Source organism: Sinimarinibacterium flocculans (genome assembly GCF_003201205.1).
Classification (GTDB): Bacteria; Pseudomonadota; Gammaproteobacteria; order Nevskiales; family Nevskiaceae; genus Solimonas; species Solimonas flocculans.
In genome coordinates, this window is record NZ_QICN01000006.1 from 48105 (window position 1) to 63288 (window position 15184).

14 protein-coding genes and 1 tRNA gene are annotated in these 15184 nt (G+C 67.3%); 12 read left to right on the forward strand and 3 right to left on the reverse strand.

The annotated features are described in order from the left end of the window. The first annotated feature begins 16 nt into the window (after positions 1-16). The 8 genes from C8D93_RS11760 (at position 17) to C8D93_RS11795 (ending at position 6354) form a co-directional block, all read left to right on the forward strand. Complete coding sequence (locus C8D93_RS11760) at positions 17-1183, forward strand: PilT/PilU family type 4a pilus ATPase (RefSeq protein ID WP_110265396.1); 1167 nt, start codon at positions 17-19, stop codon at positions 1181-1183. 12 nt (positions 1184-1195) lie between these two features. Further along, positions 1196-2260, forward strand: coding sequence for a PilT/PilU family type 4a pilus ATPase (locus C8D93_RS11765; RefSeq protein WP_110265397.1), 1065 nt, complete (start codon positions 1196-1198; stop codon positions 2258-2260). 179 nt (positions 2261-2439) lie between these two features. Then, a complete protein-coding gene (gene rplM / locus C8D93_RS11770; protein ID WP_110265398.1) occupies positions 2440-2871 on the forward strand; it encodes a 50S ribosomal protein L13 in 432 nt (143 codons plus the stop codon). Positions 2872-2889: 18 nt separating this feature from the next. Then, a complete protein-coding gene (rpsI, locus tag C8D93_RS11775) occupies positions 2890-3288 on the forward strand; it encodes a 30S ribosomal protein S9 (RefSeq protein WP_110265399.1) in 399 nt (132 codons plus the stop codon). A gap of 83 nt (positions 3289-3371) precedes the next feature. After that, positions 3372-3445 (forward strand) — tRNA-Gln (locus C8D93_RS11780). A gap of 157 nt (positions 3446-3602) precedes the next feature. Next, positions 3603-3854 (forward strand): hypothetical protein, encoded by a 252-nt coding sequence (locus C8D93_RS11785; RefSeq protein WP_110265400.1) that lies wholly within the window; start codon positions 3603-3605, stop codon positions 3852-3854. 66 nt (positions 3855-3920) lie between these two features. Then, positions 3921-4820, forward strand: coding sequence for an AEC family transporter (locus C8D93_RS11790; protein WP_110265401.1), 900 nt, complete (start codon positions 3921-3923; stop codon positions 4818-4820). A 118-nt stretch (positions 4821-4938) separates the two neighbouring features. Next, positions 4939-6354, forward strand: a complete 1416-nt coding sequence (locus tag C8D93_RS11795) for an FAD-binding oxidoreductase (RefSeq protein ID WP_110265402.1) — start codon at positions 4939-4941, stop codon at positions 6352-6354. 18 nt (positions 6355-6372) lie between these two features. Here the strand turns inward: C8D93_RS11795 and C8D93_RS11800 are convergent, their stop codons facing one another. Both C8D93_RS11800 and C8D93_RS11805 read right to left on the reverse strand, forming a co-directional pair. Continuing rightward, positions 6373-7923: a flavin-containing monooxygenase gene (locus C8D93_RS11800; RefSeq protein WP_110265568.1), complete on the reverse strand. Its 1551-nt coding sequence runs from the start codon at positions 7921-7923 to the stop codon at positions 6373-6375. A gap of 131 nt (positions 7924-8054) precedes the next feature. Beyond that, positions 8055-8933, reverse strand: a complete 879-nt coding sequence (locus tag C8D93_RS11805; RefSeq protein ID WP_110265403.1) for a metal-dependent hydrolase — start codon at positions 8931-8933, stop codon at positions 8055-8057. Between the two features lie 148 nt (positions 8934-9081). Between C8D93_RS11805 and C8D93_RS11810 the strand changes: the two genes are divergently transcribed. Next, complete coding sequence (locus tag C8D93_RS11810; protein WP_170124006.1) at positions 9082-9789, forward strand: TetR family transcriptional regulator; 708 nt, start codon at positions 9082-9084, stop codon at positions 9787-9789. Here C8D93_RS11810 and rimO read toward each other — a convergent pair whose 3' ends face one another. Beyond that, positions 9790-11178: a 30S ribosomal protein S12 methylthiotransferase RimO gene (gene rimO / locus C8D93_RS11815; protein WP_110265405.1), complete on the reverse strand. Its 1389-nt coding sequence runs from the start codon at positions 11176-11178 to the stop codon at positions 9790-9792. 121 nt (positions 11179-11299) lie between these two features. Between rimO and C8D93_RS11820 the strand changes: the two genes are divergently transcribed. The 3 genes from C8D93_RS11820 to C8D93_RS11830 all read left to right on the forward strand — a co-directional run bounded on the left by C8D93_RS11820 (position 11300) and on the right by C8D93_RS11830 (position 15144). Further along, the gene (locus C8D93_RS11820) at positions 11300-11635 is read left to right on the forward strand and encodes an arsenosugar biosynthesis-associated peroxidase-like protein (RefSeq protein ID WP_110265406.1); all 336 of its coding nucleotides are present in this window, start codon (positions 11300-11302) and stop codon (positions 11633-11635) included. Then, positions 11632-12615, forward strand: coding sequence for an arsenosugar biosynthesis radical SAM (seleno)protein ArsS (gene arsS / locus C8D93_RS11825; protein WP_110265407.1), 984 nt, complete (start codon positions 11632-11634; stop codon positions 12613-12615). Before C8D93_RS11820 ends, arsS begins: the two co-directional genes overlap by 4 nt. Positions 12616-12738: 123 nt before the next feature. After that, the gene (locus C8D93_RS11830) at positions 12739-15144 is read left to right on the forward strand and encodes an amidohydrolase family protein (protein ID WP_110265408.1); all 2406 of its coding nucleotides are present in this window, start codon (positions 12739-12741) and stop codon (positions 15142-15144) included. Positions 15145-15184: the final 40 nt, after the last annotated feature.

Below are 15184 nucleotides of genomic sequence, written 5' to 3' on the forward strand. Positions count from 1 at the left end.
CCCTGCCGAGAACGCCATGGACCGCGAACAAGCCGTCAAGCTGGTACAGCAGCTGCTGACGCTGATGAAGCAGAAGGGCGCGTCGGACCTGTTCATCACCTCGGGTTTTCCGCCGGCGATCAAGCTCGACGGCCAGATGACGCCGGTGATGGACAAGCCGCTGCCCGCGGAAGCCGCGGCCATCATCGTCCGCTCGCTGATGAACGACCGGCAGATCAAGGATTTCGAAGCCAACAACGAGTGCAACTTCGCGATCTCGCCGCCGGGGATCGGGCGTTTTCGCGTCAACGCCTTCGTGCAGCAGAACCGTGTCGGCGGCGTGCTGCGTACGATCAACACCGAGATTCCGACCTTCGAGCAGCTCGGGCTGCCGCCGCAGCTCGCGAAGATCGTCATGGAGAAGCGCGGCCTCGTGCTCATGGTCGGCGCCACCGGCTCGGGCAAGTCGACCTCGCTGGCGGCCATGGTCGGCTACCGCAACACCAACTCGCGCGGGCACATCATCACCATCGAGGACCCGATCGAGTACGTGCATCCGCACATTGGCTGCCTGATCACGCAGCGCGAGGTCGGCACCGATACCTACTCCTGGGAAAACGCGCTCAAGAACACCTTGCGCCAGGCGCCGGACGTGATCCTGATCGGCGAAATCCGCACCCGCGAGGGCATGGAGTACGCGGTCAACTTCGCGGAGACCGGTCACCTCGTGCTGGCGACGCTGCACGCCAACAGCGCCAACCAGGCGCTCGATCGCATCATCAACTTCTTCCCCGAGGAGAAGCGCGAACAGCTGCTGATGGACCTGTCGCTCAACCTCAAGGCGATCATCTCGCAGCGCCTCGTGCGCAAGGAAGGCGGCGGCCGCGTCGCGGCGATGGAGATCATGATCAACTCGCCGCTGATCGCCGACATGGTCTTCAAGGGCGAGGTCGCCGGCATCAAGGAGGTCATGGCGCGCTCCAACGAGCAGGGCATGATCACCTTCGACCAGTTCCTGTTCCAGCTGTTCGAGGACGGGCTGATCAGCTACGACGAGGCGATCCGCAATGCCGACTCGCAGAACGAACTGCGGCTGCGCGTGAAGCTGGAGTCCAAGCGTGCGCGCCAGAACCTGATGGACGACGAGATGGTGCGCAAGATGCAGATGAAGGAAGACGAGACCGCCAACGTGATCCGCCGCTAGGCGAACGACTCCATGCTCAAGATCCTGCCTTACCTCAAGCTGTGCGTGGAGAAGAACGGCTCCGACCTGTTCTTCACGGCCAATGCACCGGCGCAGGTGAAGATCGAAGGCGAGCTGATGCCGATCGGCAAGAACGTGCTCACCCGCGAGTTCATCAAGGAGCTGGCGCTGTCGATCCTGTCGCAGGAGCAGCAGGAGTACCTGCAGCAGAACATGGAGATCGACCTGGCGACGGAGGCCGGGGGGCTCGGCCGCTTCCGCGTCAACATCTTCAACCAGCGCGGGTCACTGGGCATGGTGCTGCGTTACATCCGCGCGCAGGTGCCGCGCCTCGACGACCTGGGCGGCATGCCGCCGGTGCTCAAGGACCTGATCCAGCACAAGCGCGGCCTGGTGATGATGGTCGGCGCCACCGGCTCCGGCAAGACGACGACGCTCGCGGCGATGATCAATCACCGCAACGAGACGCAGACCGGGCACATCCTGACGATCGAGGACCCGATCGAGTTCGTTCACCCGAACCGCCGCAGCATCGTCAACCAGCGCGAAGTCGGGACCGACACCGTGAGTTACGAGCGGGCTCTCAAGAGTTCGCTGCGCGAGGCGCCGGACGTCATCCTCGTCGGCGAGGTGCGTACGCGCGAGACCATGGACGCCTGCATCCAGCTCGCCAACACCGGTCATCTGGCGATCTCGACGCTGCACGCCAACAACGCCTATCAGGCGATGCAGCGCATCGTGAACCTGTATCCGGAAACCATGCGCGAACAGCTCTACATGGACCTGTCGCTGACGCTGCGCGCGATCATTTCGCAGCGTCTCGTGCGCCGCAAGGACGGCAAGCGCGTCGCCGCGATGGAAGTCATGCTCAACACGCCGTACGTGCAGGAGCTGATCCTGAGCAAGCGCATCGACGAGCTGCGCGAGGCCATGAACCAGTCCTCGGACAAGGGCATGCTGACCTTCGACACCTCGCTGTACGGCCTGTACAAGTCGGGTGCGATCACGCTCGAGGAGGCCCTGTCCAACGCCGACTCGCGTACCAACCTGGAAGCCAAGATCAACTTTGGGAGTTGACGGCAGGGGGGCGTCCGGGACGGGATCCCGGCCATCGGTGGCCGGGGGATGCCAACCCGGCAGGTGCCTTGCGCGGGGCAGGTGTCGCCGCTACAATCCGCGGCCTTTTTCGAGGTTGCCCGGCGTTCCGGGGCAACTGAACTATAAATCGCCCCCAAGGGGCCTGAAGGACTGGACTGATGAAGACCACCATCTTCGCCAAGTCCGAGACCGTCAAGCGCGACTGGTTCGTGATTGACGCGACGGACAAGCCGCTCGGCCGGCTGGCAACCGAGATCGCGAACCGCCTGCGCGGCAAGCACAAGCCCGAGTACACCCCGAACGTCGACACCGGCGATTACATCGTCGTCGTCAACGCCGAGAAGGTGAAGGCCACGGGCAACAAGCTCAAGGACAAGACCTACTACCGGCACACCGAGTATCCGGGCGGCATCCGCTCGCAGACGCTCGAAGAGGTGCTGGCCAAGCATCCCGAGCGCGCCATCGAGAAGGCGGTCAAGGGCATGCTGCCGAAGGGCCCGCTGGGCTACGCCCAGTATCGCAAGCTGAAGGTCTACGCCGGCGCGGAGCACCCGCACACGGCGCAGCAGCCCAAGACCCTCACTCTCTAAGACCGGGACTTTCGAGCCATGGCCAAGACCATCGATTACAAGTACGGCACCGGCCGCCGCAAGACTGCGACGGCGCGCGTGTTCCTCAAGCCCGGCAAGGGCGACATCACGATCAACGACAAGACCGTCGAGGATTACTTCGGCCGCGAGACCTCGCGCATGCTGGTGCGCCAGCCGCTCGAAGTGACCGAGTCGGTCGGCCGCTTCGACATCAAGGTGACGGTGGCCGGCGGTGGCCCCAACGGCCAGGCCGGTGCGATCCGTCACGGCATCACCCGCGCGCTGATCGACTACGACGAGAGCCTGCGTCCCGGACTGCGCGCCGCCGGTCTGGTCACGCGCGACGCCCGCGAGGTCGAGCGCAAGAAGGTCGGTCTGCACAAGGCCCGTCGCGGCACGCAGTACTCGAAGCGCTGATCGGCACTGCGCGGTCGAACAGACTCGGGTCGGCGCGATATACTCGCCGACCCGAGTGCCCCAGGACTCGACAACGAATCAATTGGGGGATCGTCTAATGGTAGGACTGCAGACTCTGACTCTGCCTATCTAGGTTCGAATCCTAGTCCCCCAGCCAACACGCCGGCACCGCAAGGTGCGGCAGTTCGGAGAAGCCCGCGGATTCGCGGGCTTTTCTGTTGTGTCGACCTCTGTAGTACCGTCGGTCTGGATCGATTCGTGCTTGCCTTCTACGGCGGGCTATCATCCAGCCGCTTCATTTGCCGCGACGTACCATGACCAAGCCACGAATCACTGCCTCGATGCTGCGCAAGCGACCGAAGCCGGCGGAGCCGGAGACGGCGCCGCAGGCCGAGACGGCCGCCGAGGAGACCGAGGACTCGTTCGCCGGGCAGCCTGCGCAGGCGGGCTCGATGCTCGACAACCCGTCCTTCCGCGCGCCGCAGTTCGGCATCAAGCCGCGCGTCGGCACGCAGTCCACCGTCCGCGTCCATCACTCGGGCAAGCGCCGCTACGAAAGCGCCTGATCCGCGGGCCCGGGTGCGACGACGTGGCGGGCCCGCCAGCGGCCGCCCCCTTACAATGCCGCCCCGATGGCCGCCTTCACCCTGCTGATTGCCTGTCTGCTGCTCGGTGCGCTGGTTGCGCGCCTGGCCAGGCCGCCGCTGGGGCTCGCCCAGGGCCTGAACTGGTGGGTGATCAATCTGGCCCTGCCGGCGCTGGTGCTCGATCTGATTCCGCAACTGCGGTTCGACTGGCAGTTCTGGTTTCTGGTCGTGTCTCAGTGGCTCGTCTTCGCAGGCGCGTTCGCCGGATTTCGCCTGCTCGGCGGACGGCTGGGCTGGAGCCGCGCACGCATCGGTGCACTGACGCTGGTCTGCGGCCTCGGCAACACGTCGTTCATGGGCTATCCGATGATCGAGGCCCTGCACGGTCGCGACGGCCTCGCGCTGGGCGTGGTGGCCGATCAGCTCGGCTGCTTCGTCGTGCTCGCCACGGGCGGTACCTGGGTCTCCGCGCTCTATTCCGGTGCAAGGACGCACGCCTCCGCGATCGCCAGGCGCGTGCTCCTGTTCCCGGCCTTCCTCGCGCTGCTGGTCGGCGTTCTCGCCGGTGGGCTCGGCGGCTGGCCGCCGCTCGTCGATGAAGTGCTGCAGCGGATCGGCAGTACGCTGGTGCCGCTGGCGCTGTTCTCGGTAGGCCTGCGCTTCCGGCTGCAGCTCGGCGAAGGCCAGGCGCTGCCGCTCGTGCTCGGTCTGGGCTGGAAGCTGCTGCTGGCGCCGCTGCTGGTCCTGCTGCTCGGCGTCGTTGCGGGCGTGGGCGGCCTGACGCTGACGATAGGCGTGCTGCAGGCGGCGATGGCGCCGATGATTTCCGCCGCGATTCTTGCCGATCAGCACAACCTGGAGCCGGCCCTCGCCAACAGCGTGCTCGGTGCGGGCATCCTGCTGTCGCTGGCCACGGTGCCGCTGTGGAGTCTGGCGCTGGGGTGAGCGATCCCGGGCGTCCGGTCATGGATAGGCCGTGTGCATGGGCCAGCATTGCGCAGGGATGGCGAAACGAGCCAGGGCGCGGCGCGCGGACGCGGTTGGTGCGATCATGCCGTCAGCCATGAATGACCAGCGCTTCGAGTCCGTCCTCGCCGAGCTGCGCGCCGTCGTCGGGCCGGCCGGATGGATCGACGATCCGGCGGCGATGGCGCCGTACGTCGAGGAGCAGCGCGGGCGCTATCGGGGCGCCGCGGTCGCAGTGATCGCACCGGCATCCACCGACGAGGTGTCGCGCGTGCTCGCGCACTGCAATGCCGCGCGTCTGGGCGTCGTCCCGCAGGGCGGCAACACCGGACTGTGCGGCGGGGCGGTGGCGGGTGCCGACCAGGTCATCCTCAGCCTGCGTCGCATGAACCGTATCCGTGCACTCGATGCGCGCAACCGCACGCTCACCGCCGAGGCCGGCTGCATCCTCGCCGAGCTGCAGCGGGCGGCGGCGGAGGCGGGCCGGCTCTTTCCCCTGAGTCTCGCCGCCGAAGGCAGTTGCCAGATCGGCGGCAATCTCGCCACCAATGCCGGCGGCACCAATGCGCTGCGTTACGGGGTCGCGCGCGACCTCGCACTGGGCCTGGAGGTGGTGCTGGCCGACGGCACGGTCTGGAACGGACTGTCCACGTTGAAGAAGGACAACACCGGCTACGACCTGCGCGATCTTTTCGTCGGCTCCGAAGGCACGCTCGGCGTGATCACCGCCGCGACGCTGCGCCTGTTCCCGCAGCCGGGCGACGTCCAGACCGCGCTGCTCGCGGTCGGCGATATCGACGACGCACTCGCGGTGCTCGACCGCCTGCAGCAGGCGAGCGACGGTCGCGTCAATGCCTGCGAGCTGATGTCCGATCGCAGCGTCGCCTTCGCAACGCGACACGTCGCCGGCTGCCGCGCGCCGTTCGCGACGCTGCCGCCGTGGATGCTGCTGGTCGAGGTGAGCGGCGGACGCGTCGTCGACGAGCTGCGGCCGCTGTTCGAGGCGACACTGGCCGAAGCCCTGGAGGCCGGCGAGCTGCTCGATGCGGCGCTCGCCGAATCGCAGGCGCAGGCGCAGGCGTTCTGGCGTCTGCGCGAAAGCATCCCGGAGGCGCAGAAGCACGAAGGCGGCAGCATCAAGCACGACGTCTCCGTGCCGGTGTCGGCGGTGCCGGAGTTCCTGCGTCGTGCCGGCGCGGCGGTCGAATCGGCGCTGCCGGGTGCCCGCGTCTGCCCGTTCGGGCACCTGGGCGACGGCAACATCCATTTCAACGTGTCGCAGCCGCAAGGCGCGGATCGCGAGACCTTTCTCGGCGAGTGGGAGCGCTGCAACCGCATCGTCCACGACATCGTCGCCGAACTCGGTGGATCGTTCTCCGCCGAGCACGGCATCGGCCGGCTCAAGCGCAACGAGCTGCTGCGCTACAAGCCGGCCGTCGCGGTCGAGGCCATGCGACGCATCAAGCAGGCGCTCGATCCGAACGGCATTCTCAATCCCGGCGCATTGTTGTAAGGCGCGGCGGGCACCGGCCTACGTCGTGGCCGCCTGCCGCGCGGCGCCGGGGCGCGCATTGCCCAGCGAACGTGGCCTGCCGGCCGGCTTGAGCGTGTAGGCCAGCGGATCGAAGCGGCGCGTGGACAGGCGGAATTGCCAGGTGAAGCCCGGCCACAGCGTGACGTTGCGACCGCTGTCGGGATGCACGTACCAGCTCATGCAGCCGCCCACGGTCCAGATGGCCTTGCGCAGCCGTGCGTGTAGCGACTCGTTGAAGCGCTGCTGCGCGGCCGGCTGGACTTCAACCGAGCGTAGTCGCCGCCGGTCCATGGTCTTCAGCGCATCGGTCACATAGGCGACCTGCGACTCGATCATATAGACCATCGAGTTGTGACCGAGCCCGGTGTTCGGCCCGACGATGAAGAACAGGTTCGGGAAGCCCGAAATCGCGGCGCCCTTGTACGCCTCGGGGCCCTGCGGCCAGGCGTCGACGAGATCGCGGCCGTCGCGGCCGTAGACCACGCCGCGCGGCACCGGGTCGGTCGCCTTGAAGCCGGTGCCGAAGATGATCGAGTCGACCTCGCGTTCGACGCCGTCGGCATCGACGACGCCGTGCGCGCGCACTTCGCGGATACCGGTGGTGACCAGTTCCACGTTCGGCTGCGAAACCGCGGGGTAGTAGTCGTCGGCGATGAGCACGCGCTTGCAGCCCATCGTGTAATCGGGTGTCAGCTTCGCGCGCAGCGCGGGGTCCTTCACCTGGCGGCGGATGTACGCTTCGGCCATCTTCTGCGCCAGCTTCATGATCCGCGGCTCGACGCTGAAGGCCAGCGCGCGGCTTTCGAGCATGCCGTAGATCGCGCCGCGCATCGCCGTCTGCACGAAGGGCAGCTTCTCGAAGAGCGTCTTCTCGGCGTCGGTGATCGCGCGGTCGGGCTTGGGTACGACCCAGGGTGGCGTGCGCTGATACAGATCCAGGTGCGCGACCGATTTCTGGATCTGCGGCACGAACTGGATCGCCGACGCGCCGGTGCCGATCACGGCAACGCGCTTGCCCTTGAGGTCGTAATCGTGGTCCCACTGCTGCGAGTGGAAGGTCCTGCCCTTGAACCGCTCGATGCCCGGTACGTTCGGGTACGCCGGGGTCGACAGGCCGCCCATTCCCGAAACCAGCACGTTCGCGGTGTGCTCGACGCCGTCGGCATCGGTGATGTGCCACAGGCCCTCGTCCTCGCTCCAGCGCGCGCTGCGGATCTCGGTGTCGAAGCGCAGGTGCGGCAGCACGCCGTACTTCTGCGCGCAGTGTTCCAGATAGGCCTTGATCTCCGGTTGCGGCGCGAACATCCGCGACCAGCGCGGATTCGGCTCGAACGAGTACGAGTACAGGTGCGATTGCACGTCGCAGGCGCAGCCCGGGTAGTGGTTCACGCGCCAGGTGCCGCCGACGCCGCCTTCCTTCTCGAAGACGACGAAATCGTTCATGCCCGACTGCTTGAGCCGGATCGCCATGCCCAGCCCGGAAAAGCCGCTGCCGATGATGGCGACGCGATGCCGGGTCGGTCCGCGCGGCGCGGGGTTCTCGTACATGCCCATGGTCGTTCGTGCTCCAGGTTCAGGATGTCGCGTCGCGACGCTTGCCGACCCTCCCCCTTTGCGGGGGAGGGGGGACCGACCGCGCAGCGATCGGTGGGAGAGGGCGGCCGTGCGCAGCGCGGCCGTCAGGCGGCGGGGCGCAGCTCGCCGAGCGTGCTGTCGATCTCGTCGAGGAAGTGGCGGTTGTCGTGATCCCAGGGATGGAAGTCGCGACGGAAGTAGTCGAGATACGGCCTGAGCAGGCGCGGGAAGAACGGCACCTTGGTGAAGCTGTGCTGGAAGAAGAAGCGCCAGCCTTTCAGATCCGTGAGCCTGCCCTCGCGGCGGATCACCGCGAGATAGGCCGGAATCGCGATCGACCAGAAGATCACCGTGGCCAGCACCAGGCCGCCGGTGCGCTCCAGGTAGGCGCCGGTGCCGCGACCCATGACGGTATCCCAGACGTCGAAGGCCACCGCCTTGTGCTCGGTTTCCTCCAGCGCGTGCCAGCGCCACAGGCGCGCGAAGCGCGGCTCGGCGTTTTCCAGCACGCGTGGTTCGCTGAGCAGTTCGTTGGCGAGAATCGCGGTGAAGTGTTCCAGCGCGATGGTGGCCGACAGGCGCATGCGCGGCGGCAGCTTCTTGAGGTTTTCCAGCAGGGCGAAGACGAAGCGCTCGACCTGCGCGGCCTCGGGCACGCGCGCGAACAGCAGCTCGTTGTATTCCTCGTGCTCGCGACCGTGCATCGCCTCCTGGCCGATGAACGCCGTCACCGCCTTCTGCAGCTCGGGGTCGGTGATGCGGTCGCGGTACTGGCGCACGGCGTCGATGAAGAAGCGCTCGCCGACGGGGAAGAAGATCGACAGCGTGTTCATGAACTGCGAGAGGTGCACGCTGCCCTTGTTCCAGTCGGCGATGTGCTCGGCCGGCAGGTCGAAGCGGATGTCGCGGCGCGTCGGCAGGATCGCGGCCTGTGCCTTGCGGGCCAGGCCGGAAATGTTCGAGATGGTGGCGGACGGATTCATGTCGGCGTCTCCTGGAGGCTCGCCGGAAGGCGAGGTGTACAATCGTCTACCGGCAAAGTAGACGAGTGTCTACGACGATGTCAACGCTTGATGTCATGGTTTCACCGACTGCGCTATCCATGCTGCTGAAATGAAAACGGATTCGGGAGTGGCCCCGGGCACGGCGACGCTTCGCGGCAAGGCCGCTGCCGCGCCGCAGACCGGGCGTCAGCGACTGATGGCCGCGGCCCTGCAGCTCGCCGCGACGACGCGCAGCCTGGCGTCGCTGGGGCTGCGCGAGGTGGCACGTCAGGCGGGGCTGAACCCGAACACGTTCTACAGGCATTTCAAGAACTTCGACGATCTCGGCCTGGCCGTGATCGAAGAGCTGGCCGGCGAGCTGCGGCAGGGCCTGCGCGAGCGCCGGCGGCGGCCGCTCGGCGATGCGCTGCGGCTGGACGCCGCGAAGGACCCGCTCGAGCTGATGCGCCGGGCCGAAGGCATCATCCAGGAGTCCGTGGCACTGGTGCTGGAGTTCGTCACCGAGCATCAGCAGGCCTATGTCGTCGGCATCCGCGAGCTGCACGGCACCTCGCCGGTGCTGCGCGGAGCGCTGCGCAAGGTGTTCGACGAACTGGCCACGGACATGGCCGAGGACATGCTGGAGATCGTGCCGCCGCAGTTCGTCGACGCCCAGGCCGTGCACGGCATCGCCGCGGTGGTGATCCGCGAGATGGCGTTCTACTCGCTGGACTACCTCGAGCAGCCGGCGCGGCGCGACCAGATCCGCACCGAGGCGCAGCGCTTCATCCTGATGCTGCTGTGGGGCGGCATGGCGATGCGCATGCCGCAGGTACTCGCTGCGCGGGCGCGCTGATCAGACGATCGTCGCGAACAGGTCGTATTCGTCGGCGTCGACGACCTTCACCTTCACGCGCTGGCCGGGCAGGGCCTTGAGCTTGCCCCCTTTGCCGAGCCCCTTCACGTAGACCTTGCCGTCGATTTCCGGCGCATCCGCCCAGGAACGGCCGACGCTGGCGGCGTCGTCGTGGATCTCGTCGATCAGCACTTCGATTGTCTGGCCGACCTTCTTCTGCAGCTTGGCTGCGCTGATCAAAGCCTGCTTCTGCATGAAGCGGTGGTAACGCTCTTCCTTGACCTCGTCCGGCACCGCGCCGGGCAGGGCGTTGGCGGTCGCGCCGTCCACCGGCGAGTACTGGAAGCAGCCGACGCGATCGAGCTGGGCCTCGTCGAGCCAGTCGAGCAGCAGCTCGAAATCCGCCTCGGTCTCGCCGGGGAAGCCGACGATGAAGGTCGAGCGGATGGTCAGGTCCGGGCAGATGCGGCGCCAGATGGCGAGGCGCTTGAGCGTGTCCTCGGCTGCGGCCGGGCGCTTCATCGCCTTGAGCACCGACTTCGAAGCGTGCTGGAACGGAATGTCGAGATAGGGCAGCACCTTGTTTTCGGCCATCAGCGGGATCACGTCGTCGACGTGCGGGTAGGGGTAGACGTAGTGCAGCCGCACCCACGCCCCCAGTTCGCCCAGGCCGCGGCACAGGTCGAGCATGCGCGTCGCGTAGCCGGTGTCGCGCCAGCGGCCCGGCGCGTACTTCAGGTCGGCCCCGTAGGCCGAGGTGTCCTGCGAGATCACCAGCAGTTCCTGCACGCCGGATTTCACCAGCTTCTCGGCCTCCAGCAGCACCTCGCCGACCGGGCGCGATGCGAGCCTGCCGCGCATCGACGGGATGATGCAGAAGCTGCACTTGTGATTGCAGCCTTCGGAAATCTTCAGGTAGGCGTAGTGCTTCGGCGTGAGCTTGATGCCTTGCGGCGGCAGCAGGTCGAAGAACGGATCGTGCGCCGGCGGCACCGCGGCATGCACCGCGTTCATCACGGTGGTGTAGTCCTGCGGCCCGCTGATCGACAGCAGGTCGGGAAACTTCTCGCGGACGATGCCGCTCTTCGGTCCGGTGCCCAGGCAGCCGGTGACGATGACCTTGCCGTTCTCGGCCATGGCCTCGCCGATGGCGTCGAGCGACTCCTCGACCGCGGCATCGATGAACCCGCAGGTGTTGACGACCACCACGTCCGCGGCGTCGTAGGCGGGCGCTGTCTCGTAGCCCTCGGCACGCAACTGGGTGAGGATGCGCTCGGAATCGACCAGCGCCTTGGGGCAGCCGAGCGAGACGAAGCCGACCTTGGGGGCGGCCCTGGCGGGCTTGGGTGCGCGGGCGCGGGCTGCTGCCGGGCTTCGGGTCGCGGCCATGGGATGCGGCGGAAATGCCGGGCGAAAACGGGCGCGCATTGTAGCGGCTCGTTCCGCGCCGGCCGCAGCGCGGCGACGAGCGGTGCTAGGCTGGCCCGGCCACCCGCGAAGGAAGCCGTCGATGAGCAGCTACTACGAATCCGAGGACCTGAAGAAGTTCGGCGACATCGGCCGCCACGCCGGGCCGCTGGCCGAGGAATTCTTCAAGTATTACGGCATGGTCACCGGCGCCGACGGCGCCCTGACCCGGCGCGAGAAGGCGCTGATCGCGCTGGCGATCTCGCATTCCGAGAAGTGCCCGTACTGCATTGACGCCTACACCACGGCCTGTCTCGAAACCGGCGCCAATCCGGAACAGATGATGGAGGCGGTGCACGTGGCGGCGACGATGAAGGCCGGCATCACGCTGGCGCATGCGATCCAGATGAACAATCACCTCGACAAGCTGGTGCTGTGACTGATCTGTTCTCGCGCGAGCTGGAGCGCCGCGGCATTGCCCTGCCGCCACGGGCGGTCGACACGCTGCAGCTCAACATCACGCGGCGCTGCAACCAGGCCTGCCGCCACTGCCATGTCGATGCCTCCCCGGCGCGCACCGAGATGCTCTCGGCCGAGGGCGTCGCCGCCTGTCTCGACGTGCTCGAACGCCACCCGCAGATCGGCACGCTCGATCTCACCGGCGGTGCGCCGGAGCTGCACCCGCAGTTCACCCAACTGGTCGAAGGGGCGCGGGCGCTCGATCGCCGCGTCATCGTGCGCCACAACCTCACGGTGCAATTCGACGGTGATCCGGCGACGAAGCAGCCGATGGATCATCTGCCGGCGTTCTTCGCGCAGCAGGGCGTCGAGGTGGTGTCGTCGCTGCCGTACTACCAGGAGTACTTCACCGATGCGCAGCGCGGCAGCGGCGTGTTCTCCAAGAGCATCGAGGCGCTGCACCGGCTCAATGCCGTCGGCTACGGCGTTCCCGGCACGGGGCGGGTGCTGAGCCTGGTCTACAACCCGGTCGGGCCGTACCTGCCGGCGCCGCAGGCCAGTCTCGAGGCCGACTATCGCAAGGCGCTCGAGCAGCAGTTCGATGTGCAGTTCACGAACCTGTTCACGATCACCAACATGCCCATCCACCGCTTTCGCCTGCACCTGGAGAAGAGCGGCCAGTACGCGGCGTACATGGACAAGCTGCTCGCGGCGTTCAATCCGGCGGCCGCCGGGAACGTGATGTGCCGCGACCTGATCAGCGTCGATCACCTGGGCCGGCTCTACGACTGCGACTTCAACCAGCAGCTCGGCCTGCACCTGCAGCGCGACGACGGTACGCCCGAGACGATTTTCGATTTCGATCCGGCGCGCCTGCTGCGGCGTTCCATCCGGCTCGGCGACCACTGCCTGGGCTGCAGCGCCGGCGGCGGTTCGTCCTGCGGCGGCGCGACGGTATAGAACGTCGTCCGGCGCTGTCGGAAATCGTCGACAGATCGCGGCTTGGGCTGGATTTACGCCCGGTGCTGCGCGTCCGTGACCCTAAGCTCGATGACAGGGACATGACATCGGGAGACGGGCGAGATGGGTCGGACAGTCGGCGGCGGCGTGCCGCGTGTGGTGATGATCGGTGTGCTGGCTTCGGTGCTCGGCGCCTGCGGCAGCAGCTCCGCGCCGACGGGTGTCCCCGGCGACGGGCCGGCCGGCCCGCAGCGACAGACCATCCACAACGTCGCCAACGCCTGCTGGTTGCTGCACTCGGACGCCGGCTACGTCACCGCCGACGCCACGGCAGCGGACTACGGACTGAGCGAGGACGCCTCGCAGGCGACCTCGTTCTACTTCAAGCCGAGCGCGCTGGGCGCCTACCTGCTGCTGTCGGACTATCACCGCGAGCCCGGTGAACGCGGCAGCAAGTCGCTGCTCGGCATCAGCGATCCGGTGGGCGAGTTTCTCGACACCCTCGGCAACTTCGTCGGCGAAGTCGGCTACCTGATCGGCGGCGTCGGCGACATCACCGACATCGTGCTCGATCCGCTCGGGCCCGGCGGCGGCATCGTGCGCCCCATCGGCGACGAGGTCGGCGGCATCGGTGACGGGCTCAGCGGCATCAACGTCAACCCGCGACTCGCGATGGTCGACGAGGCCAGCGATCTGGCCGTCTGGAACCTGGTGCCGGCGACGACCGATCGTTTCAGCCTGGTGTCGGCGATCACCGGGCAGAAGCTCGCCGCATCCAACGGCGTGCTGGCGCTGACCGGCGTCGTCACCGAGGGCATCTACACCGACTTCGATCTGGTGGCCGCCGAGGGCTGCGACGCCTACCCGGAAGTCGGCACCCAGGCACGCCTCGTCGATGCACGCGGGCCGGCGAAATACCTGCGCGAGGTGCCGCTGTTCACGCAGGCGCCGGGCGCGCCGGCCTACGACGCCGATGATGTGTTCGGCTACGTCGATGCGCACGCGCATGTCACGGCCTACGAATTCATCGGCGGTCGCGTCAACTACGGCGATCCGTTCCACAAGTTCGGGATCGACCATGCGCTCGACGACTGCGCGGTGAATCACGGCCCGCAGGGCCTGCTCGGCATCATCGAGACGGCGACCTCGGGCTTCAATCCGGTGCACGAGACGCGTGGCTGGCCGGACTTTCCGTTCTGGCCGCGCTACGACTCGCTGCAGCACCACCAGACCTACTACAAGTGGATCGAGCGCGCCTGGCTCGGCGGCCTGCGCCTGCTGGTCAACCACTACACCGGCAACGAGCTGTTGTGCCAGCTCAATCCGCAGAAGGAGAACGACTGCGACTTCGAGGCCAACTGGCGCCTGCAGGCGCAGCGGTTGCGCGAGATGCAGGACTACATCGACGCCCAGAACGGCGGTCCGGGCGAGGGCTGGCTGCGCATCGTCGACAACCCGGCCGATGCACGCGCGGTGATCGCCGACGGCAAGGTCGCCGTGGTGCAGGGCATCGAGATTTCCAAGGTGTTCAACTGCGGCGAATTCCTCGGCCAGCCGGAATGCTCGCGCGAGCAGATCGTCGAGCGCCTCGATGCCGCCTACGCGGCCGGGGTGCGCCATGTCTTTCCGGTGCACAAGTTCGACAACGCCTTCGGCGGCGTCTACCCGACCGAGAGCTTCGGCATCGGCACGATCCTGCACGTCGGCAACCTCGCCGAGACCGGCCATCTGCAGGAGTTCGAGGCCTGTCCGGAGCACTACGAGGGACCGTCGACCGAGACGCAGGGCGGCGTGAACCCGCTCGGGATCATCGACCAGCTGCTCTACCAGGTGGAGTACCTCAACGGCCAGATCAGCAGCACGGCGCCGCTGCCGCCGCTGCTGCCGCCGACCGAAACCGGCCTGTGCAACATCCGCGGACTCACCGAGCTGGGGCGCTACTTCGTCGAGGAGCTGATGCGCCGCGGCATGTTCATCGAGGTCGACCACACCAGTTCCAAGGGCATCGACCGCATTCTCGAGATCGCGGAGGCCAACGGCTATCCGGGCGTGATCAGCAGCCACGACTGGACCTATGTCGAAAGCTTCCTCGACCGCATCGTCGCCGGCGGCGGCACCATCGGCCGCTTCGCCGCTCAGCGCGACGGCTGGGTCGACGTGCTGCGTCGCGCCAACGCGCGGCCGGCGCGTGACCGGGTGGCCGACGTCGTGTCGACCGGCGTCGCCTCGGACGTCAACGGCATCGCCCACCTGCCGCGCAACAGCAGCGAGCCGATGCCGCTCTATCCGTTCCGCTCCGTCGACGGCCGCGTCGAGTTCGACGAGCAGGTCACCGGCGATCACGTCTTCAATCTCTACGAAGGCCGCGGCGTCGCGCATTACGGCTTGTACCCCGACCAGATCGCGGACATGCAGCGCTACTCCGCCGATCGCAGCGAGGCGGAGATCGCAGAGGCCCTGCGCGCGATGTTCTCGTCGGCCGAGGCCTATCTGCGGCAGTGGGAGGCGGTGGAGGCATGGCGACGCTAACCGGCGCCTCCCGCGGAGCGCGGCGGCATCCGCTGGTCGG

Excerpts from the sequence above, each read along its gene's own strand:
- C8D93_RS11760 (WP_110265396.1), top strand. The coding sequence starts at position 17 with ATGGACCGCGAACAAGCCGTCAAGCTGGTACAGCAGCTGCTGACGCTG.
- C8D93_RS11765 (WP_110265397.1), top strand. The coding sequence starts at position 1,196 with ATGCTCAAGATCCTGCCTTACCTCAAGCTGTGCGTGGAGAAGAACGGC.
- rplM (WP_110265398.1), top strand. The coding sequence starts at position 2,440 with ATGAAGACCACCATCTTCGCCAAGTCCGAGACCGTCAAGCGCGACTGG.
- rpsI (WP_110265399.1), top strand. The coding sequence starts at position 2,890 with ATGGCCAAGACCATCGATTACAAGTACGGCACCGGCCGCCGCAAGACT.
- C8D93_RS11785 (WP_110265400.1), top strand. The coding sequence starts at position 3,603 with ATGACCAAGCCACGAATCACTGCCTCGATGCTGCGCAAGCGACCGAAG.
- C8D93_RS11790 (WP_110265401.1), top strand. The coding sequence starts at position 3,921 with ATGGCCGCCTTCACCCTGCTGATTGCCTGTCTGCTGCTCGGTGCGCTG.
- C8D93_RS11795 (WP_110265402.1), top strand. The coding sequence starts at position 4,939 with ATGAATGACCAGCGCTTCGAGTCCGTCCTCGCCGAGCTGCGCGCCGTC.
- C8D93_RS11800 (WP_110265568.1), bottom strand. The coding sequence starts at position 7,923 with ATGTACGAGAACCCCGCGCCGCGCGGACCGACCCGGCATCGCGTCGCC.
- C8D93_RS11805 (WP_110265403.1), bottom strand. The coding sequence starts at position 8,933 with ATGAATCCGTCCGCCACCATCTCGAACATTTCCGGCCTGGCCCGCAAG.
- rimO (WP_110265405.1), bottom strand. The coding sequence starts at position 11,178 with ATGGCCGCGACCCGAAGCCCGGCAGCAGCCCGCGCCCGCGCACCCAAG.
- C8D93_RS11820 (WP_110265406.1), top strand. The coding sequence starts at position 11,300 with ATGAGCAGCTACTACGAATCCGAGGACCTGAAGAAGTTCGGCGACATC.
- C8D93_RS11830 (WP_110265408.1), top strand. The coding sequence starts at position 12,739 with ATGGGTCGGACAGTCGGCGGCGGCGTGCCGCGTGTGGTGATGATCGGT.